Below are 25,988 nucleotides of genomic sequence, written 5' to 3'. Positions count from 1 at the left end.
GCATCGTGGGTCCAGTTCAACGTCGCGCTCGGCTATGGCCAGAAGCAGAACTTGCCTTGGCCAGACGGATGCAAGCGAATGCCGGATATGCCGCCGCCTGGCAAGAAAAAGCGCGCCCGCCATACACGACCACGGATCCACACCGTGACTCAGGAAATACGTGGGCGAGCGTGGAACGGACATGGCGGTGTTACCTCACGCGGCGAGCGCGGCGGTCTCTTTCTTCGCCGAGGCGATGGCCCCACTGCGTGCTTCCTCACTTATCGCCACACCTTCGGCGCGAATAAAGGTGATATCCGTGATGCCCAGAAAGCCGAAGGCCGCTTTCAGATAGGTTTCTTGATGATCGAAGAAGGCGGCGGGCGAACCTTCGCTGTAAACACCGCCGCGCGAGGAGGCGATGACCAGCTTCTTGCCGCCGCACAGTCCGACCGGGCCGTGCTCACCGTAGCTGAACGTCTTCCCGGTGACAGAGATGCGGTCGATCCAGGCCTTCAGTTGAGAGGGCACGCCAAGGTTGTACATCGGCGAGCCGATGACCACGATGTCGGCGGCCAGGAACTCATCGAGCGCGACCTGGCCCATGGCCACGTCGGACTTCAATGCCTCGTCTACCGGAGCGCCTTGCGCGGCCGCGAGGTGGGCTGCCGTCAGATGGCCGATCGGTGTGGCGGCAAGGTCGAGACGAGCGATTGTGAGGTCGGGGTGGCCGGCCCGGAAGGTCGCGACGAACTCCGCTGACAGGTCACGACTGACAGAGCCCTGTCCGAGGATGCTGGGATCTACGCGTAGCAGTTTCATGAAAATAATCTCCGAGGTGGCAGACGATGCGTATCCCGTAATCCCGGACGATAGGCTTCGACTTCCAATCTGGATAGCCTATATTTTCAGCTGAAATCCATCGATTTCGTAGATATATGCCTGACGGCGTGGCGCCGAATCAGTTGCGCAAGTTCATCCCAGCGGCCGGCACAGGCCGCAACCCGAAACTGATCACGATAGGGCACGCTATTCGCCGATGCGCGTGTCGCTGCCAACGAGATGGATAACCGCTGCAGCAGCGCGGGATACCTCAGCTGCTCTTCACGCTAGGGTTATCCCTCGCGCCTCGTCAACGCGACGGAATAAGGCGTGGCGCGGTGGCCATTGCGTTCGCAGCGCGCAACGTAAGTTTTCTGGCAGTTGCGCTCAACGTTTCCGGGCAACGTGTGGTTGTGGACACAACGCCTTGATCGGAGCCGGTGCCGTCAGAGGATGAGGTTTTCGCCGAGCCGGCAGGCTGATCAAGTCATGTCGGCTTATTGAGTCACGCAACAAGACCTCAAGCGCTCGTGCCCAGCTGGCAATGAATAGGTTGCCGATGGGGTTCATATAGTTCGCAGTACAACATAATCATAAAATTGGAGTTCATCAATGATGAAGTTAGGGAGATTGGCTGGAAAGGAGCGATATCGACGCAAGGCCGGGCTGTTGGCGGCCATCATGTCTACTGCGGCGCTGTACTCTGTCTCAGCCGCTGCGCAGTCGTCGATCACGCTTTTCGGCGTCGTCGATCAAGGCGTTCGCTACACGACTCATGCGGATCCGCAAGGCGATTCTCGTGTACAGCTCGCCAACGGCGCAAACGAGAGTCTGTGGGGATTCAAGGGAGCGGAAGACATTGGTGGCGGAACGAAGGTCATATTCCAGTTGGAGAATCGCTTTTTCCCGAACACCGGGGCGACCGACCCCGCTTATCCGTTCTTCAATACGGCCTTTGTTGGCCTGCAGTCGAGCAGTTACGGAAAGCTGACCATGGGCCGTCAGATCAACCCGCTTACCGATGCTGTTGTGGGCGCCTTCGTGACCAATGCATGGCTGCCGACCTTCTACCAGTTTCGGCCAGAAGTCATGATGGCTCAGGGCGTGTGGACCAGCAACATGGTCAAATACGCGGCGCACTGGCAATACCTCACGGCTGAGGTGTCGTATGCGTTTGGTGGCAATGCAGGCGCATTTGGTTCGGGAAGCCAGATTGGGGCATCGATTCTCTATTTGCCCGGCGCACCCTTGCGCCTGGCTGCCGCCTACCTGGACTCGCGCGATGCCGTGAACGGCTCCGCGCACTTCAAATCCTGGACGGCCGGCGGGTCCTATTCGTTCGGCGATACGACAGTCAATGCCGGCTGGGCCGTGAACCGGCAGGATGCCGGGTTCGTCGGCAATTTCCCTAACGGTCCATTCACTCCACCGGAATTGTCCGCGCTTAAATTCAATACGTTCAGTGCCCGGGAAATGTTTTTTGGTGGCGTGACGCAACTGGTAGGGAATGCGACTCACCTTTCCGCGAACGTATGGCGCACGATTCAGACCGGAAAGACGCAAGCGGCCGACGGCAACGCGACGCAATTCCAGCTGCTCGCGGACTATAACTGGTCGAAACGCACCGATACCTATCTGGAAGCCGACTACTCGCTGTACCGCGGCGGCATGGTGGGTGCCCAGTTCCAGGGCATTAACGCCCTGAGCTCGGCGTACGGCACGACCCAGCTAGGCATCATGGCCGGCATCCGGCATACGTTCTAGGCTAGCTGCGGGACGACGCGCGGCCCAGGCGAGCGCCGGCGGGAGCGATCATGGGTAATCCTGAAAGGACGAGAGGATGTCCTTCGAACATATTTCGATTCGGCCATACCGCAGAGCGATCGCTCCTTTTTCGGCCAGGGCCTTGAGCTCCAGCGACAGCGTCTGCCGTGTGATGCCGAGCATCATGGCCAAGGTGTCCTGCGAGACGCTGACGTCCTGGCGACTCTGCGGCCACGCTGTCACGTCGCCCGACGCGAGCAGCAACAGGCGCCGGGCAACGCGTGCGCGCGTCGAGTGGAGGGTGGCATCTTCGACCATGCGATAGAGCCAGTTCATGTGAATGGACTGCAACTCGGCGATGGCCCGAAGGAACGCTTGACTCTGCATCAGCTCGTCAAAGGCGGGTGTCCTGACCACGAAGACGGTCGATCGCTCGATCGCTACGACGTCACGCGCGCGTGGCTGGCGAACGGTCATGGAGGTCTGTCCGAACCAGTTGCCGGCTTCGATGACTGCCAGGATCGCCTCCTTGCCGTCTTCGCGCAGCGTGAAGGCTTTGAGTCTGCCGTTCTTGAGGCCGCAGAAGCCGGTCGGCGTATCGCCGCGGCGGAACAGATATTCGCCGGGCTGCAGCGTCATCAATTCGCTTCGCTGGACGAGCGCCTCCTGCTCGACCGCAGGCAAGGAGCAGAACCACTGGTTTGTCCGCATTTCTTCGGACGTGTCGGTCATGAATGCCATTTCGGAACGGTCAATGTGCACAAGTGCTGAATACGCGGCAGGAAATCACAAACGAGCGCGGCTACCGACGCGTGCGTACCGCACCGTCAGGCGTTTGGCCGCCAACCCATTATCGGGTTCGGGCCGCTTATCGAGAAGATCGATTCATTTTATACGTGCGGAAAATTGCCGTGCAAGGTAGGGCAAAGGGGGTGGATTCCAGCTTCACTGCGGCGCAAGCCGGCCATTGCCCGGCCGCCCGAGCCTTGCCGGCTCCGGTCTCCCCCGGTTGCGTCCATGGCACTCCCCCATTCAGGGGGTACTTCCCGAGTCCTGACACTTGCATGATTATCCCAACGCATTTAACACAGCGGGCCGGGAAAAATTAAACGATCAACACCCGCTTGCCATCCATTTTGGAACTGAAGGAGATACAGATGCAGGACGAAGTCAAGACGCCAGGTGCCACCGCTTACGCCTATCCGTTGCTGATCAAGCAACTGTTGCTCACGCCGTTCGTTCAGTCGCAGGACGAGGAGATCGTCTACCGGGATCAGTTCCGGATGACCTACGCGACGATGCGCGAGCGTATCGCACGCCTCGCCAATGGTTTGAGCCAACTTGGTGTGCAGCACGGCTGCACCGTCGCGGTGATGGATTGGGACAGCCACCGCTACCTCGAATCCTATTTCGCGGTGCCGATGATGGGCGCTGTCTTGCAGACCGTGAACGTGCGTCTGTCCCCGGCTGAAATCGCCTACACGATCAATCACGCCGGCGCCGAGGTCCTGCTGGTTCACACGGATTTTCTGCCTGTCGTCGAAGCGATCAAGGACAAACTGGAAACCGTGCGTACTTTCATCTGGATCGATGAGCCAGGTAGCGAAGCTTCCGCGCACAGTATTCCCTTCTCGGCTGAATACGAGGCGATGCTCTCGGCGAACAGCACGAGCTACACGTTTCCGGACTTCGACGAGAACACGCGCGCAACGACGTTTTACACCACCGGTACGACCGGTCTTCCCAAAGGCGTCTACTTCACGCATCGGCAACTGGTTCTGCACACCATCACCCTGATGGCGGCACTGGCGAGCCCTGTCTCGGGACAGCGTTTCCATCGCGGTGACGTGTATATGCCGCTCACCCCGATGTTTCACGTCCATGCGTGGGGCATGCCGTATATCGCCACGGTCATGGGCGTGAAGCAGGTCTACCCCGGGCGCTATTTGCCGGACCGCCTCGCACGACTCGTGCGCGACGAGGGCGTCACGTTCTCGCATTGCGTCGGCACGATCCTGCACATGCTGCTCTCGTGCGACGAAGGCAAGGTGACGGACATGAGCCGGTGGAAGATCATCATCGGTGGCGGCGCGTTGCCGCAAGGTCTCGCCAAAGCCGCGCTGGACCGCGGCATCGATGTGTTCGTCGGTTACGGCATGTCGGAAACCTGCCCCGTGCTCAGTCTCGCGCAACTTCCGCCCGGCGCCGAAAAACTCGACGCCGACGAGCAGCTTCGTCTGCGCTGCAAGACCGGCCGGCCGGTTCCTCTGGTTGATCTGCGTGTCGTCGACGACAACATGGACGAGCTCGCTCACGACGGCAAAGCCACCGGCGAGATCGTCGCGCGCGCCCCGTGGCTCACGCAGGGCTATCTGAACAATCCCGAGGCTTCGGAGCAACTTTGGGCCGGCGGCTATCTTCATACGCAAGACATTGCCAATATCGATCCGACCGGCAACATCCAGATCACCGACCGTCTCAAGGACGTGATCAAGTCCGGTGGCGAGTGGGTTTCATCGCTCGAGATCGAGAATCTGATCTCGCAGTACGAGGGCGTTTCCGAAGTGGCCGTCATTGGCATCAAGGATGAGAAATGGGGGGAGCGGCCGGTGGCGCTGGTCGTGCTCAAAGAGGGGGTGGCAGTCACGGAGGATGATATCAAGCAGCACGTACTGTCGTTCAGCACATCCGGAAAGATATCGAAATACGCGGTGCCGCAGATCGTGAAGTTCGTCGATGCGATCGGCAAGACGAGTGTCGGCAAGACCAACAAGAAGTGGCTGCGCGAGCAGTTCGCCTGATTGGCAAGCAAATTTCCAGGAGTGCAAGCGATGAGTATCGAGAATTACAGCGTGGCCACCATCGGCGACTTCGTGGGCCGCGAGTTGGGGGTGTCGAACTGGGTGGTTGTCGATCAGGCGCGTATCAATGCGTTCGCCGAGTGTACGGGCGACAGGCAATGGATTCACGTGGACGAGGAGCGGGCGAAGCGCGAGAGCCCGTTCGGCGGCACGATCGCACACGGCTATTTGACCCTGTCGTTGCTAGGGGGCTTCGCGATCGAGATCGGCATCGTTCCCAAGGACGCATCGGCGGGGCTCAACTACGGTTTGGACAAAGTGCGTTTCATGGCACCCGTCAAGGCAGGTGCGCGTGTGCGCAGTCGGGTGACGCTCGTGTCGGCGGAGCACAAGGGCGGCGGCCGCATCCTCATCAAGACCATGAACGAACTGCAGATCGATGGCGAGGACAAGCCGGCACTGGTTGCCGAAACCCTCGCGATGCTGGTCGCGTGAATCATGACGTTTGGCGTAGCGGAAGACTTTCCTGAAGGAGCAGCAACATGGCGGTAACCACTGAAAGCCCACGGCAAAGCGACAAGGTCGATGATCTCGCGGCGTCGGCTGCTGAAGAAATGCTGGGCCCCAATCCCTTTGTCGGCCTGCGACCGTGCGATATCGTCGCGACCGCGCAGCAAATCGGCGCTCAGGCATGGCGGCAACCCGGCCTGGTCATGGAGCAGGAAGCGGCTTTCGCTCGCGAGCTTTTCGGGCTCTTCTCGGGTAACGCGGAATCTACGCCGCCAAAAGGCGACAAACGCTTCACCGACGCCGCATGGCAGAACAATTCGCTGTATCGCGTGACGCTGCAAGGCTACCTCGCGTGGCGCAATGCGCTTGCGGGTTTCGTCGAGCGCTCGGGGCTGGATTCCGCCAACAAGGAGCGGGCGCGGTTCGTGATGTCGCTCATCACGGACGCGGCGTCGCCGACGAACACGCTGCTGGGCAATCCCGCTGCGCTCAAGAAGGTCATTGATACGGGCGGCGTCAGCCTGCTGGACGGTTGCAACAACCTCGTGATGGATCTGCTCAAGAATCACGGCATGCCCACGCAGGTCAACAAGTCGGCTTTCGAGGTAGGCAAGAATCTCGGTACATCCAAAGGTGCGGTCGTTTTCCGCAACGAAGTGCTGGAACTGATCCAGTACGCGCCGACGACGCCGAACGTATACAGCCGCCCGCAACTGATCGTGCCGCCTCAGATCAACAAGTTCTACATCTTCGATCTCTCCGAGGGCAAGAGCATCGTCGATTATCTGGTCGGGAACGAACTCCAGGTTTTTGTCGTCAGCTGGCGCAATCCGACCGCGGCGCAAAGCCACTGGGATCTGGACACGTATGTCAGCGCGCTGGTGGAAGCCATTGCGGCTGTGCGGGAGATCACCGGGTGCGACGACATCAACCTGCATGGCGCCTGCTCGGGTGCGATGACCATCTCTGCTTTGCTCGGACATCTCGCGAGCCGGGGCGATACCACGGTCAATGCCACGACGCTGATGGTCGCCGTACTCGACAATACCGCCGACTCGCAACTCGGCCTCTTTGCGACGCCTGAAGCCATTGCGGCGGCCAAGCAGCACAGCATCTCACGCGGGGTGCTGGCGGGCGAGGAAATGGGACGCGTCTTCGCCTGGATGCGGCCCAACGATCTGGTGTGGAATTACTGGGTCAACAATTACCTGCTGGGCAACGCACCACCGGCGTTTGACGTCCTTTACTGGAACAACGATACGACGCGGCTCCCGGCGAAGATGCACGGGCAATTGCTCGACATTTTCACGCAGAACCTCTTCAGCAAGCCAGGCGCGCTGAAGGTGCTGGGCACGCCGATCGACCTGTCCCAGGTCACGTGCGACAAGTATGTAGTGGCGGGCATGACGGATCACATTACGCCGTGGAAGGGGGTGTACAACACCGCCACGACGTTTGGCGGCGATACCCGTTTCGTCCTGAGTTCAAGCGGTCATATCCAGAGCCTGATCAATCCGCCCGGCAATCCGAAGGCGAAGTACTACCTCAATCCTGAGCTGCCTGCGAAAGCCGATGCATGGCTTGCCGGCGCAAAGACAGAAGCAGACTCGTGGTGGGGCAACTGGAGAGACTGGCTGACCGCCCGGTCCGGCGAAAAACGGGCAGCGCCTGCGGCCCTTGGCAGTGAACGGCACCCGGCCGGTGTGAACGCACCCGGGACCTATGTTTCGGAAGCCTAACCGGCATCATTGCCGGATAGCGAATACGATTTTTTCGCAACTGCTTTAACGGAGTCATCATGACAACAATCAATCCCAGCAATATGTTTTCTGAATATACGAAGCTCATCACGCAGTTCAAGCTGCCGGGCATCGACGTAGCCGCAATCCTCGAATCGCGCCGCAAGGACATTGAAGCGCTCGCCGAGGCGAATATGACTGCGCTCGCTGGTGTGCAGCAACTCGGTCAGAAGCAGATGGATGTCGTGCGTTCGACGATGACTGAACTGCAATCGCTCGTGACCCGCTTGCGGTCCCCGGGCAGTGAATCCGCTGCTGCAACGGGCGAAGGGGTTCAAAAAACATTGCAAAAGGCATTCGGCGACATGCAGGAACTCGCGGATGCGGCGTACCGGGCTCAAACCGACAGTATCGCTGTCGTCACGAAGCGCTTTGCGGAGCATGTCGAGGAACTCAAAGCGCTCGTGCAGCCCAAGAAGTGATCGAACGGGCTGATGCGAGCCGCCACAACGAAGCGGCTAATCAGCAACCATTTTGCATGAGACCGGGGTGGGTGTTAAAGCATCAACTCCGGTCAACAAGCGGATCAACCGGATGACCGACTTACAAACAGACGCGGAGTGTGTCGACGCCATGCAAATTCAGACGATCGAACTGGACGGCCAGTTGCTGCGTGTCGCAGTCCGGCGTGGCAGCGACGCCTCGCCGCCGTTGCTCTTATTCAATGGCATCGGCGCGAATATTGAACTGGTTGAGCCGTTCGTTGCAGCACTGGATGACGTGACCGTCATCGTCTTCGATGTCCCTGGCGTTGGCGGCTCGCCCGTCCCCTTGATCCCGTATCGGTTCTCGACGCTCGCCGTCCTGTCCGACAAGCTCCTGACGCGGCTCGGCTACGCCGGCCCCGTCGATGTGCTCGGCGTATCGTGGGGTGGGGCGCTGGCCCAGCAGTTCGCGCACCTTTACCCCAGGCGCTGCCGCAGGCTGATTCTCGCGGCCACGTCGCCCGGGGTGATCATGGTGCCCGCCCGGCTGTCGGTACTGTCAAAACTGATCGGGCCGCGACGTTATACCGATCCGGCCTACCTGCGGCAAATCGGGGCGGAGATATACGGCGGCGCGTACCGCCACGACTCCGCCTTGCTCGAGCAACACAGCCGCCATATCCAGGCGCCGCGTGGCCGCGGTTATCTCTATCAATTGCTGGCTGCATCGGGTTGGACCAGCCTGCCGTGGCTCGGCGCGCTTCGGCAGAAGACGCTCGTCATGCATGGAAACGACGATCCGATCGTGCCGCTCACGAACGCAAAGATTCTCGCGGCAAGGATTCGACATGCGACCCTGCACGTGGTCGATGACGGCCATCTCTTTCTCATCACCCGCGCAGGTGAGGTCGCTCCGGTGGTGAAGCGGTTCCTGCGGCAGGAGGCGGGTTGAGCTTCGTGACTGGGACGGACAGGAATTCCGGGCGCGCGAAGCTTGACCCAGTCGGGGACGGGAAGCGCGTTCGGTTAAAGCGCATGCGCACGACGGCGACCTGTTTGCTCGCGGCGATGATCGCACTGCTACTCGCCTGCGTGGTCTGCCAGGCAGCCTATCCGTGGTTGGAGTGGCCACGTGCTTTTGCCGAGGCAGGTACTGTCGGTGCGATTGCAGACTGGTATGCCGTCGTCGCGTTGTTCCGCTACCCGTGCGGGATCCCGATCCCGCACACGGCCATCATTCCGAGGAACCAGCAGCGCATCGCCGAGAGTCTGGGCAGCTTTGTCGAGGAGAACTTCCTGACACCCGAAGTCATCGTCGCGCGACTGAGTGGTTTCAATGCGGCAGAAGCGCTGGCAGGGTGGCTCGCAGTACGTGAAAACAGTGCGGTAATCGCGGACGTGGTGGCCGGCTCGCTCCCCCGATTGCTTGACGGCATGGACGAGACGGACGTCGAACATTTCTTTGATCGAGTGGTGATTCCGCGCTTGCGTACGGTCGAGGTATCGCGTGTCGCAAGCCAGCTCCTGGATATCCTCACCGAAGGTAACCGGCATCAGCCGCTACTGGATCGCGGACTCAGCGCCGCGGAAACGTGGTTGAGCGCCAACGTGAACCTGATCAAGGCGAAGTTCAGCGAAGCGTCGAAATTCACGCCTGCGCCGCTGGATGCATACATCGTCAACAAGTTTGTCGAAGGCATTGTCGCGCTCACCCATGAGGTCGTGGCGGACCCGGAGCACGAGCTTCGGCGTCGGTTCGACGTGGCGGTGCAAGAATTGTCCAACAACCTGCGGACCTCAGTTGCTTATCGCCGCTTTGGTCGACTGTTGCTGCGCGACTGCATTCGGCATCTTGAAGACGGCAACTACTACCGTGTCCTGCTCGATCGCGTCCGCGCACACGTGCTTGCTGATCTCGGCAGCGGGCGTTCCGCGGTGCGCGACATGATCACCGCCAGCTTCGTATCCGTCGGTAGAGGCGTGGCGAGTGAGCCTTCCATTCAGCGCAAGTTGAACGCCTGGTGGCTTGATATTGCCGGCCTGCTTGTGCTGCGCCATCGCCACCAGCTTTCGGCGCTGATTGCCGACGTCGTAAAAGGCTGGGACGCGAAGGAGGTGAGCCGGAAGCTCGAGGCCGAGATAGGCCGCGACCTGCAGTACATTCGGATCAACGGGACATTTGTCGGTGGCGCGGTGGGCGTCCTGATCCATGCATGCGTATTTCTTGTCTTGCGGTAGGCCAGGTGCTCTCCGTGTAGCATGGGCGGCTAGCGCGAGCCCGTTGTTGCCGTAGACGCACCCTAGCTATGGTTGACCAATCCGAGCGCCTGCGCGCGCGAGACGGCCTGGGCGCGTTTATCGACTTCCAGCTTCGTAAAGATGCTCTTTACGTGGGACTTGACCGTTTCAGGTGTGATCCCGAGCGTACGTGCAATTTCCTTGTTTGACTGTCCCTTCGCGATCAACTCGACGATGCCGCGCTCGCGCGAACTGAGGCGGTCGCGCTCGACTTCTCGCCGTGGCTGGCTGTTGGGTTCGTGCTGGGCTCGCCAGCTATCCAGCAGACGGTCTAGCCAGGTCGCGATCTCCTGCGTTTTGGCCGTCGTGGCGCCGACGCTCTCGCGCGCCAGCTTCAATAGCGGGCCGATTTCCGGCCCTTGATCGACAATGGATTGGCAGACTCCGGCAGGCGCTGCGACCGTCGCAACCTCGTGGAATATCGTGAGCGCCCGATCGCGCTCGCCGGCGTTCAGCCACGCCAGCGCGAGGAGGGTCCGCAGTCGCAACGCGAGATAGGTGCCGTGGAGATGTTCGAGACGGGCCAGTGCACCGTTCAATATCTCGACCGCCTCCTGGGTCTGCTGCCGTCGTATGGCGAGGCACGCAGCCCCCAGGTCCCGGTAGTTCTCGATCTCCGGCGACACGGGGCCGGCCGACCCGGCGTCGGAGGTGGCCAACTGACGCAGCTGTGCCACGCACGCGCCTGCTTCGGCAAGCCGGCCCTCTGCAAGATTCAGCCGGGTTCTTTCGGCGAGCGCGGCGGCAATCAGCCGGTTCCATCGACGTGCCTGACCCAGCGCCTGTCCGCTGTCGAGCAAGGCATACGCGTGCGCAAAATTGGAGCGTGCCACGGCGATTCGAATGAGTATGCGATAGCTGATGAGCACACTGTCGAGAAATACGGCAAGTTCAATGACCGGCATGAGCTCGACGAGCAGCGCTTCAGCTTCGTCCAGGCGCCCCTGCTCATAACGTAATTGGGCGATCATCGGCGCGCACAAGGCCGCCGCTATCGAGTGCGGGCCCGAATGGTGCTCGGCGAGTGCCATCGCTTCGTTGAAGCGGCGCTCCGCGAGCGGAAAGCGCAGTTGCTGCATTTCCACATGGCCGAGCAGGCAAAGCCGATAGACCGTGGAGAACACGCTGCGTTGATCTTCCTCGACTGGGTCTGGAATCCAGGGGATGGCGTGAAGGGCCTCGAGATTGCCCGCTTTCCAGTGGCAGAAGCGGGCCACGTTCGAGATCGCATTGGTAGTCCATGCATCGCGCGACGGCCGGGCCAGATACTGTTGCGCGAGCGGGAGTGCCCGTTGTGGATCATCCTGTAGTGCTGCAAGTGCCGAGCGAATCGCGGCGCACTCCCACCGGACGTAGTCCGCGTCGACCGCCTTGTCTGCGGCATCGTGTTCGATCGAATCCAGCATCGAGAGCGTGTCATCGAAGCGCATGGCGAGTACCGTGCCCCAGACAATCGCAAGCGTGACGGTAATCTGCGCCCGCATCAGGTCGGCCGGGAATTGACGCTGCCAGCCGACCAGCGTGAGCAGATCGCCGCTTTTGAGGAGCGACTTTGCGCAGTGTTCCATGAGGCGAATGGCATCGTCGGTTGCGCCGGCGGCGATGGCATGCCTGACTGCGTCGGTCCACTGGTGCTCTGCCGCGTACCACTGCCACGCGCGGCGATGCAGTTCGGTGATCTCGTCGGGATACCGGTCGTTCAGCCGACGCCGGAGGTACTCGGCCATGAGCGGGTGATAACGGAACCAATGTCCTTCCAGGTCCAGCGGCTCCAGCAGCAACTGGCGCGCCACAATCGCGTCCAGCGTGATCTGGCTCTGCTTCTCGCCGGTGAGCGCCTCGCAAAGCGGCGCACTCAGACGATCGAGTATCGCCGTACGCAGCATGAACTCGAACATCCCCGCAGGTAAGGACTGGAGTATGTCTTCGAGGTAGTCTGCCAGCGGCCTTGATGCGCCGGTCGGCGCGCTGGCCCGCCAGCCTTGGGGGCGATCGTCCCGCGCCAGCACCGACGCGGAGATCCGCAGCGCGGCAGCCCAGCCTTCGGTGGTTGCGAACAGGGACTTCACGTCCGTGGTGCCGAGCTTTCCTGGGCATTCGTGCTCGACGAAGCGGCGCGTCTCGTCGAAGTCGAATCTCAACGTCGACGCGTCGATCTCCAGAAGTTCGTTTCGGGCTCGCAGCTTGGCCGTAGGAAGCGGGGGATCGGTTCGCGTGCACAGCACCACGTGGACCTGGGAGGGCGCATTGGCAATGAACAGCGACATCGCTTCGTGAATCGGTGCCTCGCTGATCAAATGGTAGTCGTCGATGAAGAGGTAGACCTCCTCGTCGACGTCGACAAGCTCGTTAATTAGCGTCGATGCGAGTGCATTCGCCGGCACGAACGACGCTTCGGCGGTCAAGCCGATGACTGAGGCACCGACGTTGCCGCAGGCTTGCCGTAATGCGTGCGCAAGATGATTGAAGTATCGGGCGGGCTCGTCATCGTCGGCGTCGAGAGCGAGCCAGGCGACCCGCGCGCTGTTCGTCGCGAGCGCGCTGAGCCAGCCAAGCGCGAGCGACGTCTTGCCAAATCCCGCGGGCGCCTTGATCACCGTCAGGCGCTTCTTTTCCGTCTGCGCGGCAAGCGAAGCGAGGCGCGGGCGGTCGATCAAGCCCGTGGGCAGGCGTGGCGGAACGACCTTCGTTGCAAGGAAGAGAAGTGGCTTGTTCGAGATTGTCGCTTCTGTCACGTGCATCAGTTGCTCCAGGCGTACGGGTTGACCCTGGCTGCCATCCCCCGTCCATGCAATCGTGCTCCCCTTTAAGGGGGATTCTGCGCGGTGCTGCGCTCAGACACTATGGATTCCAGCGAGGAGACGCGCAGTTCCACAGTGGGACAACGGTGCGGCACCCCGGCCGGTGATGGGGGAATCGCCCCTCGGCGGGTGCCGCCTGAACCGTGTCTTGCTCACGAAATGATACGCCCAACCACCTTGAGGCAGGCGGCATGTCTGCCGCATCGAATTGCATTGCGGTGCACAAACTCTGGCCCGCGGCGCGTATCCCGAACGAACCAAACGAAATCGCTGGCGATCGGCTCACACGGCCGGCGTGAGAATGGAGACCTGTACCAGATTCGCGACGGAATCCGTCTGGATAACGAAGTTATTAGAATCGGTGCCTGTCCCGATTGGCGCGATGGTGAGCGCCGCGTTCAGGCCGTTTTCTTGTTCCACAAGGCCGCCAGCCCAGCCGGTCAGCACACTGCTGTTGCGTGAGCCGACGGCCACCTCTCCGGTCGCGGTTGCGAGGCGCAACGCGGCGTAGTCACATCGGATGCGGTGGCGCTGCCGAGTGCGTGTTCGGTACCGCCGTTCAGTGGCTCGGTGAAGCCTACATCCGTTGACGGCGTGTAGTTTTCAAAGACGAAGTAGCCGGCGTAGCCTGGGAGCGGAAGCTGCGGATTGCCACCGCCCGCTTTGGGCGCCATTCGTGAATGTGGGAGAGGGCGGCGAAGAATAGGATCAACGTGCTGCGTTCCCCGCCAGCGTATACGCCCCCCAGAAATACGGATGCCTGTACAAGGCGCCGTACTTGCCATTGAGCATGTCTCGCTGCACCTGTGCAAGCGAGCCGGCTTTCGAAAGCGCGGGCGCCTGGGTATAGGCCTGGAACAGTCCGACGGTCAGTTGCTTTGCCGATTGCGATTCGACTGCCCACTGCGTCACCAGCAAGGAGCGTGCGCCGGCTCCGAAAAATCCGCGTGACAGAGCGGATACGGAGTCGCCCGCGTCACCGGTCGCGAAGCCGGTATTGCAGGCCGACAGCACAACCCAATCGGCATTCAGACGCAGCGTGACGATATCGTCGATCGTCAGGATGGAATCGGCAAGGCCGCTGCCTTCATACGCCAGCGCCAGGCCGGCTTTACGCAGGCCCGGCACCTGGCCTGCGATGACGCCGTGCGTGGCGAACACCACCACTTTGTCGTCCGACATGTTTTCCTTGAGCACCTGGCTACGTGACGCCTGAATACCCCAGATCACGCTCTGTGGTGAAGCGCCGAGTGCAGCGGCGATGGCACGCGCTTCGTCGAGCGTTTCAGGAAGCGGCGCCACCCGGTGATAGTCGAAATCGGTGACGTCGGCATTCGCGGGTATCGCTCGCGCTCGCACTTCGGGCGCGGCGGTATCGGAGATCGGCAGGGTCTTGCGACCGTCGAAGGCGGGGTCGGCAAAGGCGATGAACGAATTGCCGGCCGTTCCGGCGTGCTCGCTGCGCGCGAGCACGAGCGCCGATGCGCTGGGCATTTGCACGGGTGTGGCCGCCGTGATCCACCAGTTTGCTTCGGCGAGGGTTTTCGCGGGGCGGGTCACGAGCACGTTGAAGGGCACGGCGGCCAGCAGGCCGGAGGTCGACAGGTAGATGGTGGTGGCGCCCTGCAGCGACGTCTGGATCGGCGCGATGAGCGCCGCGTAGAGGCCGGAAGCAGCGGCCAGATCAAAACCGCCGGCATCGCCGGCTCTTGACGGAGGCGTGCCGGCGTCGAAACTGGCACGCAAGGCCACGGCCATTTTTTTCAACTGCTCGCGGGTGACGTCGAGCCGGACCGCGCGCAAGGCGCCCCCGGGCTGGACCACGAAGGCGTAGCTCGCATTTCGACCGGCGTATAAATTGACGTACACCTCGTCGGGCTTCAATATCGCGCCGATTTTCTCAGGCGAGGGGATAGCCGGCGCCACCAGTTCGCGATAGATCGGAAACCTTTGGGCGATGTCATGGCGCAGGCCGCGCAACTTTTCAGACGCTTCCTTGAGCGCCTTCTCCCGATCTTCGACAATGCTGCTCTGCCGGTTGAGGACTGCGGTGTCCGCACGGCCGGTGAGGTTCGCGAGGTTATCCGTCGCGCGTGCGAACATCATTCGGCCCGTATTCTGCTCGTACCGTAGCGCCTGCTCCTTTTCGATCAGTGCGCGCAGAGCGGGATCGCCTGCGGCGAGCCGCGCGGCGCCGTCGATCATCGCGCCCTGCGTGGCGTTGACATGCAACAGTTCGGCAATGCGAAATGCCAGAGCCCGAGCCGATTCGGGCGCGCCTGGACGCATCAGCCGGTCCATGGATGCCACCAGCGCGCCGTCCTCGTCATACGAGCCGCGTGTGCTGGCGTCGCTCCAGTCGTCGTTCGTGCCGGTGAGTGGCATGACATAGCGCTCGATGTCCGCGTCGCTGATCTGGCCGGCTGGGTCGTCGAGCCGGTACAACATCTGCATTGCCGCCTGATATTTGTAAAACGGACTTTCGGCGCCTTGATAGCGCAGGGTTTTTGCCATCACGATACTGATTCTTTCGTTGGCGCTCGCCCATTGCCCATGCGCCGCAAGACTCATCGAGTCGTACTCTTCTGGCATAACGATGCCTGCCAGAACCGGGTTGATTGCACGGCCGCGATCGAGCGCTTCGGCATCGGCCGCGAATTGCTGGATTCGGCCCATGCCCAAGGCGACTAGCAGACGCATGCGCAGTGCGCCCCCGTAGCTGGTATCGTGCTCCACGAGCCCCGCGCGCTGGTATTCGGCAATGGTCGTATTGATCGCATCGAGCGCCGCGTCGTAATCGTCGAATGAGCAAAGCGCGATTGCACGGGCAAAATTGACGTCCGCACGTTGCGTCAGCGTAGGGTGCAGGTCGGGACGATGGTCGACATACCATTGCATTTCATTGGCATAACTGAGCGCCTCTGAGCGCCGGTTGTTTTGCACCATGAGACGCGTCAATCCGCTGACGGACGCGAGCACTTCGTTGGCCGCAGCGCGGCGCCGCCGTTCGCTCAGTGATACGTTGTTGAAGTTGCTCCAGGCGAGATCCGCATGCTCGCGATATTTGAGTAGGGCAAGGTCATGCCGGTTCAGATGGCGCCGGTCGATTTCCGCTTCCGTGGAGAGAAATGCGTAGGCGGGTTCACGTGGGAGGGTTTCCAACTCGCTGGCGGGCGTTTCTTGCGCCAGTTCCTTCGCACGATCCACCATCTTTTGACTTCTCGCGTAGTCGTTGGCAAGCGCATACGAGATGGCCAGGTCGGACGCCTTCAGCGAACGCCGCCCTTTTGAAATGGCGGAGTCGCTGAGTATTTCGTCACCTACGTGCAGGGACTCGGCGACATGACCGCTGCGATAATAACCACGGCTCAGTTCGATAAGCAGCGCATAGCGTTGCTCACCATCCTTGGTGGTTGCCAACTGTTCGCGGATCTCATGGGCGCGTGCATCCGACCAGGGCGGATTCTGAAGTGGGGCAGAAGGCGCGGTTTGTGACGCGGCCGCTACCTCGCTCGCTGTAGCCGGTGGCTTGTCATCGGACTGGGGCCACACGCGCAGCGGCAATGCGAGAACTAGCGCAATCGAAAGCGTGACACTCGTGTAGGTCAACGTCATGATTGGGCAAACCTCCGATTGCAACATGCCTCGCTAATAGGCTAGTTTTCGGTGCAGGAACAGGCCGGACATTCTTTGTCATTTCAACGCCAGGACCGACCATGCAAACGCGCATTGCGTTGAGCCACCCGTTTTGCGCAGGGGCGTTATCCGCCGTGCTCGCGCTGGTTTGGCTCGACAGCGCGTTAGCGCCGGAACCGAATCAGACGCAGCGGCCAGCCCATGCGCCGCGATCCGTTCGCTTTACGACGCCAGAGTCAGACGTTCGAATCCAGCGCGTGGACTTCGTTCTTGACCAGCCGCCCCCGACGAAAGAGGACGAGGCGCAAAAAAAACGCAAAGCCGAACAGCGTCGCGCCGCTGCGGCTAAATCAAAGTCAGGCGTGAAGTCTGCTTCCGAAGCAGGCGTGCCGCCTGGGGCGCCGCCTGCCGCCGCAGGCATTCCAGCGAATAACGTCGCGACCAGGCCCACCGCCCAGCCGATCGCGCCGAGTTCACGCGCTGCCGCATCCGCGCCGACACCGGCTTCATCGGCCGACGCCAAGGCAAGCTCATCTGCGGCGCAGAAACCCGTTGCCTCGGCCAACCCGCAACCCGCAGGCACCGGACGCCCTCCCAGACTCAGCAGAGATCAATTGCTGGCCTTGTTGCCCGGCTCCACCATGTTGCGAACCAACACGGCAGGCGCGCTCAGGCAGTGGGTCAACAAGCCCGACGGCACGCTGACCGTCTTCTGGGGCGGGGGCAACGTCCGCAACGGGGCGCACAGCGCAAGCGGCCACTGGAGTATTACCGACGAAGGCCGCTTTTGTCTCCACATCGATTGGGAAGATCTTCCCGAAAACTGGTGCCGCTTCCTGGAGCCGACGGCCAACGGCGAGTATCAGCCCATCGCCGACATCGCCGACGCAAACTGGACGCCGCCGACGGATAAAACCGATTGGCGGCCTCTGACCATTCATCACTAGCGCTGCGCGCACCGCACTACCGGTCTTGACGCGGCCAAAACAATCGCCTGTCCCACGGATGACATCTACGGCGCGTCGTCCACACACAGCACCGGATCGCTGACCAGACAATCCGCATTCGACGCAGCAGGATTCACGCCGCGCGTTTTTAAAGATGTCTCCTGCGCCGCGATGTGCAAGCCTTTCGGCAACAGTACCCACATTCGCAGCCGTTCCTTCGTGCGGCTTGCCTGAGTCTGCGCGGTTTGACCGAAGCCGTAAAAGTAATCGGCTCTCACGGCGCCCTGAATTGCGCCGCCCGAATCCTGGGCCAGCATCAGGCGGTTGATCGCACCCGGCGCCTGGGGGTCGTCGCGTGTGGAGACAAACACCGGCGCGCCGAGCGGCGTGGTGCGCGGATCGACAGCCACGGAACGGCCCGCCGATAGCGGTACGCCCAACGCGCCCAGCGGACCGTTCGGCGAATCCGGGATCACGCGAAAGAACACATAGCTCGGATCCGAAATCGCGAAGACGGGACGAGGCGCAGCCGCATTCGGCACATGTGCGCTGGCTGCGCCGCCAGCTGCATTGTCGGTACTGCGCCCGCCAGTGGTGCTCGTCACTGCCGGCGTGACCGCGCCCGCTGTCGAAGGCGTGGTCGTCGCCAGTTTGAAGCCGCGCAGCAATGGCGAGGCGGGTTCATCGTCGTCACCGTCCGCATGCGCTGCGTTGGCGTCGGTGCTCGTGGCCGGCGCGTCGTCGTCGCTGACATCGATTTGCATCTCCAGGCCGCGCACAACGAGTTTGTGCGCGCCAGCCGCCGTGTTGCCGTTGTGCGCGAGCGGCGGCAGAAACGGTCGGCCGTTCTGTTCCGCGTAGGCAAAGCGGCGAATCGAACCATCGCTCATGCGGACCTTGCCTGCGCCTTGCAACTGCATCGAATACAACATGACGGGGTCGTCGACGTACGCGAGGATCGGCGCTTTCAGCGCGCCGCGCTCGATCTCGGCGCGCGTGTAATACGGCACGATGCGCTCGCCATCGAGCCGCAGGCGAATCTTTTTGTCGCGGATATCCGGCACGCTGTCGCGCAAGTCCAGCGTGTAGATACCCTTGAGGCTGCCGATCGTGACATCGGCCAGCGGTATCACGCTATGCCCATCGATGCGAGCCGCGCTTACGCCGCCGCGCGCCCGGTCCGGCAGACGCCGCGAGTCGAGATAGAGCATGTCGCTCGGGGTGCCGTAGACCGGATAGACGTAGGCGCCGCCATACTGCCGGCTACCGTTGAGCAGCGGCTCGTAGTAGCCGGTCATCGTGCCGTCGAGCGACCGGTCGGTATTGCGGATCTGGTACGCGTTGAAATACGTTTCGAAGAATCGCCGGATCGCCGCGACGTTGCGAACGTCCACCGCCGACGCGGCACTGCAGGGTTCCGACCAGCCGCTACGGGCGCCGAGCACGGTGCAACTGCGGCGAAACGCTTCCCACGATGCGCTGACGTCGTCGGCGTTCCAGCCGGGCAAGTCGGTAAAGGCGGTCGATTCGTAGTAAGCGTGACGCGTCGCGAAGCCGCCGATCGGCGCGGGTTTGGGTCGCGGGCTGTCGGATCCAGTGGCCGTGGTCGATCCCACCGGCTGTGTCGCTGTCGGCACAACCTCCGGCCCACCTGTTTGCGTTACTGCGGCTGGCTGCGCGGGCGTTCCTTGTGTCGGCAGTGCAGCTTGTGCGGGCTGCGTTGCTTGCGCCACTTGCCCAGCCGGTGATGTGGCGGCGGGGTTCGTGGCGCCCACGGTCACGCTCGTCGCGGGATTGTTGCTCGCGCAACCAGCGAGCGTGGCTGTCAGCGCAAGCAGAAGAAGCTGAACCTTTTGCATGCGGCCTCCTTGCCGACCATCGGTACGTCGTGCGCGCGGCTAGCCAGGCGGCTTGACTGCATCGATGGTGAAAGTGGTGGCGCCGAAGTCGTCGGCGCAACCCGTCGCGTCTGCCGCGCAGCGCGGCTTGCCCGCGAACGGCGAATAGCGCGCGCTGCGCCGCGTGGCCGCTTCGCGCTGTGCGTCAGCCGGGAATGATTCGAACGGCGCCGCCGGCTTCAGGCCGCCATCGGAGAAATCGCGTGGCGTCGCCGACACCAGCGTCAGGAAGTGATTGGGACCGGGCGGGTCGCCCGCCAGCATCGGCCAGTTTGCGCGCGGCAACGACAGCGTCTGACCGGCTGCGATCTTGTTGTTGCGGTCCAGGCCGTTTGGAAACAGCATCAGATATTGACCGTCAGGATCGACCATGAACACATACACATAGCCCGCGCGGTTGCTGTTGAGTTTGAATTGCAGATGATCCTTGCCGATCCTCGCTGTCGTGCTCTGCGGTGTGGCGGTGACATGAATCGACGGATCGGCCAGCGCGGCAATTCGCTCGAGCTCGCTGGCGGGCGTATAGGGTGCAAGCGTATCTGCAGGCGCGAGAGCCGCGACTGGCGGCGGTGCGACGCTTGTGAGTGGAACAGGCGGTGTTGTCGCGGTCGGCGCCGCGGCGGACGCCCCTGCATCCGTAGGAGGATTCGAAGCGCGAGCAGCAGGCTCGTTCTGGATGGCCGCAGTGGTGGCTGCCGGACTTTGAACGGCGTTGCCCGGTGTCGATGGGCCAGCATTGGCCGGCTTCGGCGACGCCGGGCCGGCGGCGTCCACGCTAGCCGTAGTAGTCGCGGTCGCGGCCGGTGGCGTGCGCGTTGCGAACCAGGCGCCGATTGCCGCAAGCGCGACAATGCCAACGGCGGCGGCCGCGATCAGGCCCGCCCGTTTGCGTTGACTGCCGGCTGCTGCTGCGGCCGGCGCGCTTGCCTCTTTGCGGCTGGCCTCGCCAGTCCTTACGGTCGTTGTCCGGGCATTTGCGCCTGCCGCCTCGACGGGCGTGCGGGCCGTGTTTTCGGTCGCCGCCTCTGCGGCGTCGGCTGCATCAATGGAAATGCCCAGTTCGCTTGCGAGCGCCTGAACGCTTGGCGGGCGGTGTTCGGGGCGCACGGAAAGCGCATGGTCGATCGCGCGCAGAAACCGCTCGGTATAGCGGCCGGCCGCCGCCGTAGCGAGCGGCACATAAGTGTCGCTCATCAGCCTGCCGACAGAAGGCGGCGGCGTCTTGCCCTGAATCGCGAAATAGACGACAGCGGCGAGCGCGTACACGTCCGTCCACGGCCCCTGTTTCATGGCCGCCACTTCGGCGTATTGCTCGACGGGCGCATAGCCGGGCTTCAGAATCACCGTCAGCGCCTGGGTCATGTCGCCGATCACCCGCCGCGCGGCGCCGAAGTCCAGTAACACAGGGCGGCCGCTTCCCTTGAGCAGCATGATGTTGTCCGGCGCGATGTCGCGGTGATAACACTGTGCCGCATGCAGCACCGCCAGCGCTTCGATCAGCGGGGTCAGCAGGGCGAGCAGCCATACCTCATCGGGTGGCGCGGAGAGCTGGCGCAAGCCGTCGCGCAGCGTCATGCCCTCGTAATAGGGCATCACCATGTATGCCGTGCCGTTGGCTTCCCAGAACCGGTACACCTTGACAAGCGAATGATGGTCGAAGCGGGCGAGCAGGCGTGCTTCGTTGATGAAGCTTTTAAGTCCTGCGCGAAACGTTTCTTCATGACGTTCGGACCTGACCGACACTTCGGCTGCGCCGACGCGCGAGGCCAGCGCCGCGGGAATGTACTCCTTGAGCGCGACGTTTCGTCCGAGCTGGGTATCGTAGGCGAGGTACACGATACCGAAGCCACCCTCGCCAATCAGATCGACGATCTCGAACTCGCCGAGCCGTGTGCCGGCGGGCAGCGCATGTTGCGCGTTCGAGCCCACTACGGCCGGGCGGGTGACGACGGTGCGATCGGGGTCCGCCGCTTCGGCGGCGGCCTGCCGGTCGTCTGGTCCAGGCGACCGCTGCACGATCACCGTTTTGTCGTCGGGGCTGCTCATCGACTTCGGCTCCCTGGAGGGTTCGACGGCAGAGCCCGGCACACGCGAGCGCCACCCTCGCGCGCAGGCGCGTCCACCTTTAAGACGATTGACACGGCTATTTTTTGAAAACAGCCTGGCGCACCCGTGATCGAATGGGGGTTCGCGTTCGGGCACCGGTTTCAAAATCCGCCGGCCCGATTCGTTTACACGGATGTAGCAAACCGTTGTGTGCGGCCCGTGGACCGCGCGCGCATTCCGTCCTAGCCGCTTCCTTTTACCTTCTTGCAGGAAGTTAAAGTGAACGAGCGCAAAGGCTTGTCAAGCGGGATGGCACACAGCGTCGTGCGGGCTATCTCGTGGCGCGCTGCCCTTGCATTGCCCCGACGGCTCGACTCCTTACGGCTGACCTCTGCGCTCGTCATGGGCTCGCTCCTACTGATGAGCGCGACGGGCAGTGCGCTGGCGGCCAGCGCGTCCGCAGCCGCGGCGCAGCCCGCCAGTGGCACAGCGCTTGCGCCCGAATCGTTCGGTTTTCGCCAAGCCGCGGAACGCGAACGCGACGCGGAAACGATCAACACCCTGACCTCCGAAGGACGGCTCCTGCTATCGCGCGACCACGTCAAGCTGCCTGCTTACGACTATTGCAGCATGTCAGTCGCGGCCGCGGAGCGCGGTGACTTCCGTGACAGCGTCGATGCCGCGGCGCGCGCGCTGGTGGTCGCCGGGCAAACCAATAACGCCGATCTGGCGGCTTTGTCCAAACGCGACCTCGCGATTGCCTACAGCTATGCAGGCGATCTCGACAACGCCGAACGCTACGCCCGCGACGCTCTGGCTTCGACGCCCAAGGCGCCCGAGCAGGTCTACGCACCCGCCAACAAGGTGCTCGGCGACGTCGCCTTGCGCCGGGGCAAACCGCAGGAGGCGCTCGCCGCATACAACGACGCGCTCGCTACCGCGTCGCCACGCTACAAGCCGCTGGTGCTGATGTCGGTGATCAACGCGCAGATCGCCGCGGGCGACACGGTTGCCGCGCGCAAAACCTTCGATGCCGCCGGGGCCCCGGCCACCACCGAACTCGAGCCTGCCTACCGGCGCATTGAAGGCAACCTGCTGCTCGCCGAAGGCAAGCCCGAGGAGGCGAAACGAGCGTTCGAAGCGCTGTTGAGCCAAAGCGGCAACTCCAGCGACGCGAACTACGATCGCCTGTGGGCTCACGAAGGGATCGGCCGCGCCAATCTCGCTCTCGGCGACAAGCCGCACGCGCGCGAAGCCTACTTGCTCGCAGTCGACGACTCCGAGAAAATCCGCGCGCGCTTTCGCAGCGACGAGTTCAAGACGGGACTGTTCGGTGACACGCAAACAGTGTTCGAAGAGGCGATCGCGCTGACACTCGAAACCGGCAACTATGAGAGCGCCTGGAATCTGTCCGAACGCAGCCGGGCGCGTGCGCTGCTCGACGTCGTGCGCAACCGGGTCGACGCCGGCGTCGACGATCAGCAATTGAACGGACAGGTGCCGAGCCTTGCAGCCACACGCAGCGCGCTCAAACCGAACGAGGCGATTGTCGAATTCCACAGCCTTGAAAAGGAGTTGGTGGTCTGGGTGGTGCGCAGCGATGGCCTCACCGGGCACACGCTGCCGATCGCGCGCGCGGACATTGATGCCGCCGTTGCCGACCTGCGCAACGCGATCGTGCGCCGGCGTCCGGCCGCGCTGACCTACGGCGACAAGCTCGATGCGCTGCTGATCGCGCCGCTCGGCCTGCGTCCGAATGAGCGGCTGATCATCGTGCCGCACGGCGCGTTGCACTATTTGCCGTTTCAGGCACTGCACAGCACCGGCGGCTTTCTGATCGAACGTCACGCCATCGCGCTTGAACCTTCGGCGAGTGTCGCAGTGCAACTCGCGCAACGCCAACAGCAGATCGCGAGCAATCTGGTTGCGTTCGGCAATCCGGCCATTACGCCTGCGTTCGCGTTGCCAGGCGCCGAGGCGGAAGTGCGGGGGATCGCGCCGCTCTTTGCGCGCAAGGAGGTGTTTTTGCAAAGCGATGCCACTCGCCTGAGCTTTCGCGAGAACGCGCCGGCAGGCCGTGTGTTGCACGTGGCGACGCACGCGCAGGCCGACACGATCGACCCGCTGCACTCGAGCATCCTGCTTGCGCCCGCGACGCAGCCCGCCGACGGTCCGGACTCGTTGCTGGCTAAAGACATCTACAACCTGAAGCTCAACAATGTCTCGCTCGTTACGCTGTCGGCCTGCGAGACCGGTCTTGGACGGATCGCGCGCGGCGACGAGATTCTCGGCTTCACACGGGCGTTCTTCTACGCCGGCGCCACCAGTCTGATCGTGTCGATGTGGCCGGTCGCGGACGAATCGAGCGCGCTGACCATGCGCACGTTCTACTCGCAGCTGGCGGACGGCCATGAGGCGATCGATGCAATGCGTACTGCGCAACTGGCGGTTCTGCACGATCCGCGCTTCGCGCATCCGTTTTTCTGGGCGCCATTCGATCTGATGGGTGGCTGGCGCCTGACCATCGCGCGTCAACAATAAGAATGAACCGACACCTACACCCATGAACAGACTCCGACTGATTGCCGCGGCGGTGTCCTGCAGTAGTGCGCTCGCGTGGGGCCAGACGCTGCCAAATGCGGGCAGCATCCTGAACCAGACGGCGCCGCGCGACACGCGTCCGGCGCCACCCGGCGGCGGCCAGGCGTTGCCCGCCGTGCCGCAGGCGATCCCGCCGGTGACGGCGCCCGGCCCGACATTTCTGCTGAAAGGCATCACGCTCAAGGGCAACGATACGATTCCGGCAGACGTGCTGCTTGCGCCGGTCCAGGACAAGATCGGAAAGGAAATCGGCTTTGCCGATCTCGAAGCGATTGCCGCGCGCATCACGAAGGTCTATCGAGATCGCGGCTATGTGCTCGCCCAGGTGGTCATCCCACCGCAGGACGTGAGTTCTGGCAACGTCGAATTGAGCGTGCTCGAAGGGCGTGTCGGCCATGTGCGTCTCGACATCGCGGCGGGTACGCCGATCCGCGAAGACCTGCTGCGCGCACGTGTCGCGCAGATTCCGGTGGGCACGCCGCTGCAGCAGCACGAACTCGAGCGGACCATGCTGCTGCTCTCCGACCTGCCGGGCATCCTCGTCTCCTCGGCAATCGAAGCGGGCGACGAACCCGGCACGGTCGATCTGACCATTAGCATCGCGCCGGCCAAACGCTGGACCTTTGCCGTCGACGTCGACAACTATGGCGCGGACTCCAGCGGAACATGGCGTCTTGGCACACTGGCCCGTCTGAATTCGCCGTTCATGATCGGCGATAACCTCGATCTGCGGCTGCTGGCCAGCGAGCGGGGCGACACCTTATATGGGCGCGTCGGCTATGAAGCGCCGATCAACGCCCAGGGCACGCGCATCGGTGTCGCCGTGTCGCGGCTGAACTATGCGCTTGGCAAGGAGTTCGCATCGCTCGACGCGCAGGGCGAAGCGACCGTGCTCGACTTCACGCTCACGCATCCCCTCGTGCGGACCCGCAATCAGAGTCTGCTGGGCCGCGTCAATTTCGAGTACCGCGACCTGATCGACAACGTCGGCGTCGTCGATCTGCACAATCCCAGATCGATGGTGGAGGGCAGCGTCGGCCTGAGCTACGAAAGCCGTGACGCGCTCTTCGGCGGAGGCTTCAACAGCGCCGACGTGGAGTTGCTGATCGGCAGTCTTCATTTCCGCAACGCGGCGGCCGAGCAACTCGATGCCTCGTCGTTCGGGCGTGACACGCAAGGCAACGAACTGCGCGCGACGTTCTTCGCCAACCGCCTCAATGCGGTCACAGACCGGTTCAGCGTATTCGCCGGCGTATCCGGCCAATGGGCCGCCACGACGCTCGACAGTTCGTCACGCTTCCTGCTGGGCGGACCGCACGCGGTGCGGGCTTATTCGCCGTCCGAAGCGCTCGTCGACGAAGGTTTCGTCGCCACCTTGGAAGGACGTTTTGCAATTGATTCGCGGGCGACCGTGTTCAGCTTTTTCGACTTCGGCACGGGCTGGTACAACGCCAACTCGCGCCCGAACCAGGGGCCAAACATGATCACGCGCAGCGGCGTCGGTCTCGGCGCATTCTGGGCGGCGCCGGGCGGCTTTTCGCTGCAGGGCACGGTCGCATGGCGCACGACCGGGTCGGATACCACCGGCAACGACAAGGTGCCGCGCTTTTATATGCAATTGACGAAGACGTTCTAGTCAGAATTTGACCCCCTGTTTCCAC

The 25,988-nt window shown here is 62.6% G+C and carries 17 protein-coding genes; 10 read left to right on the top strand and 7 right to left on the bottom strand.

The window, feature by feature from the left end; all coding sequences use genetic code 11:
* Positions 1 to 195 precede the first annotated feature (195 nt).
* Positions 196 to 801 (bottom strand): FMN-dependent NADH-azoreductase, encoded by a 606-nt coding sequence (locus KHO31_RS00755; protein WP_211622486.1) that lies wholly within the window; start codon positions 799 to 801, stop codon positions 196 to 198.
* 681 nt (positions 802 to 1,482) lie between these two features.
* Between KHO31_RS00755 and KHO31_RS00750 the strand changes: the two genes are divergently transcribed.
* On the top strand, positions 1,483 to 2,565 hold the full coding sequence (locus KHO31_RS00750; protein WP_236061119.1) for a porin: 1,083 nt from the start codon (positions 1,483 to 1,485) through the stop codon (positions 2,563 to 2,565).
* Positions 2,566 to 2,613: 48 nt separating this feature from the next.
* Here the strand turns inward: KHO31_RS00750 and KHO31_RS00745 are convergent, their stop codons facing one another.
* Positions 2,614 to 3,297 carry a Crp/Fnr family transcriptional regulator gene (locus KHO31_RS00745; protein WP_201073130.1) on the bottom strand — a complete coding sequence of 228 codons (684 nt, stop codon included), beginning with the start codon at positions 3,295 to 3,297 and terminating at the stop codon, positions 2,614 to 2,616.
* A 425-nt stretch (positions 3,298 to 3,722) separates the two neighbouring features.
* Between KHO31_RS00745 and KHO31_RS00740 the strand changes: the two genes are divergently transcribed.
* The 6 genes from KHO31_RS00740 to KHO31_RS00715 all read left to right on the top strand — a co-directional run bounded on the left by KHO31_RS00740 (position 3,723) and on the right by KHO31_RS00715 (position 10,338).
* Positions 3,723 to 5,366, top strand: coding sequence for a fatty acid--CoA ligase (locus KHO31_RS00740; protein ID WP_211622485.1), 1,644 nt, complete (start codon positions 3,723 to 3,725; stop codon positions 5,364 to 5,366).
* 30 nt (positions 5,367 to 5,396) lie between these two features.
* Positions 5,397 to 5,861, top strand: coding sequence for a MaoC family dehydratase (locus tag KHO31_RS00735; protein ID WP_211622484.1), 465 nt, complete (start codon positions 5,397 to 5,399; stop codon positions 5,859 to 5,861).
* Positions 5,862 to 5,908: 47 nt separating this feature from the next.
* The gene (locus tag KHO31_RS00730; RefSeq protein ID WP_211622483.1) at positions 5,909 to 7,615 is read left to right on the top strand and encodes an alpha/beta fold hydrolase; all 1,707 of its coding nucleotides are present in this window, start codon (positions 5,909 to 5,911) and stop codon (positions 7,613 to 7,615) included.
* A 59-nt stretch (positions 7,616 to 7,674) separates the two neighbouring features.
* A complete protein-coding gene (locus KHO31_RS00725; protein ID WP_201107994.1) occupies positions 7,675 to 8,097 on the top strand; it encodes a phasin family protein in 423 nt (140 codons plus the stop codon).
* Positions 8,098 to 8,209: 112 nt separating this feature from the next.
* A complete protein-coding gene (phaZ, locus tag KHO31_RS00720; RefSeq protein WP_201073119.1) occupies positions 8,210 to 9,052 on the top strand; it encodes a poly(3-hydroxyalkanoate) depolymerase in 843 nt (280 codons plus the stop codon).
* A gap of 104 nt (positions 9,053 to 9,156) precedes the next feature.
* On the top strand, positions 9,157 to 10,338 hold the full coding sequence (locus tag KHO31_RS00715) for a DUF445 domain-containing protein (RefSeq protein WP_236071033.1): 1,182 nt from the start codon (positions 9,157 to 9,159) through the stop codon (positions 10,336 to 10,338).
* A gap of 62 nt (positions 10,339 to 10,400) precedes the next feature.
* Here the strand turns inward: KHO31_RS00715 and KHO31_RS00710 are convergent, their stop codons facing one another.
* The 3 genes from KHO31_RS00710 to KHO31_RS00700 form a co-directional block, all read right to left on the bottom strand.
* Entirely contained in the window at positions 10,401 to 13,139 is a 2,739-nt protein-coding gene (locus KHO31_RS00710) for a LuxR C-terminal-related transcriptional regulator (RefSeq protein WP_201073114.1), read from the bottom strand.
* Between the two features lie 342 nt (positions 13,140 to 13,481).
* Entirely contained in the window at positions 13,482 to 13,673 is a 192-nt protein-coding gene (locus tag KHO31_RS00705; protein WP_201073112.1) for a hypothetical protein, read from the bottom strand.
* 234 nt (positions 13,674 to 13,907) lie between these two features.
* Positions 13,908 to 16,814 (bottom strand): CHAT domain-containing protein, encoded by a 2,907-nt coding sequence (locus KHO31_RS00700; protein WP_201073110.1) that lies wholly within the window; start codon positions 16,812 to 16,814, stop codon positions 13,908 to 13,910.
* Between the two features lie 635 nt (positions 16,815 to 17,449).
* Here KHO31_RS00700 and KHO31_RS00695 point away from each other — a divergent pair.
* Entirely contained in the window at positions 17,450 to 17,782 is a 333-nt protein-coding gene (locus KHO31_RS00695) for a hypothetical protein (RefSeq protein WP_201073108.1), read from the top strand.
* Positions 17,783 to 17,847: 65 nt separating this feature from the next.
* Here the strand turns inward: KHO31_RS00695 and mltA are convergent, their stop codons facing one another.
* Both mltA and KHO31_RS00685 read right to left on the bottom strand, forming a co-directional pair.
* Positions 17,848 to 19,641, bottom strand: coding sequence for a murein transglycosylase A (mltA, locus tag KHO31_RS00690; protein ID WP_201073107.1), 1,794 nt, complete (start codon positions 19,639 to 19,641; stop codon positions 17,848 to 17,850).
* Between the two features lie 39 nt (positions 19,642 to 19,680).
* The gene (locus KHO31_RS00685; RefSeq protein WP_201073106.1) at positions 19,681 to 21,726 is read right to left on the bottom strand and encodes a serine/threonine-protein kinase; all 2,046 of its coding nucleotides are present in this window, start codon (positions 21,724 to 21,726) and stop codon (positions 19,681 to 19,683) included.
* Between the two features lie 279 nt (positions 21,727 to 22,005).
* Here KHO31_RS00685 and KHO31_RS00680 point away from each other — a divergent pair, with 279 nt between their 5' ends.
* Positions 22,006 to 24,267, top strand: a complete 2,262-nt coding sequence (locus tag KHO31_RS00680) for a CHAT domain-containing protein (RefSeq protein ID WP_236061115.1) — start codon at positions 22,006 to 22,008, stop codon at positions 24,265 to 24,267.
* Between the two features lie 22 nt (positions 24,268 to 24,289).
* Positions 24,290 to 25,963: a ShlB/FhaC/HecB family hemolysin secretion/activation protein gene (locus KHO31_RS00675; RefSeq protein WP_201073105.1), complete on the top strand. Its 1,674-nt coding sequence runs from the start codon at positions 24,290 to 24,292 to the stop codon at positions 25,961 to 25,963.
* Positions 25,964 to 25,988 lie beyond the last annotated feature (25 nt).

The sequence above is a fragment of the Paraburkholderia domus genome (assembly GCF_905220705.1).
In the GTDB taxonomy this organism is placed as follows: domain Bacteria; phylum Pseudomonadota; class Gammaproteobacteria; order Burkholderiales; family Burkholderiaceae; genus Paraburkholderia; species Paraburkholderia domus.
This window is presented reverse-complemented; position numbering and strand designations above follow the sequence as displayed.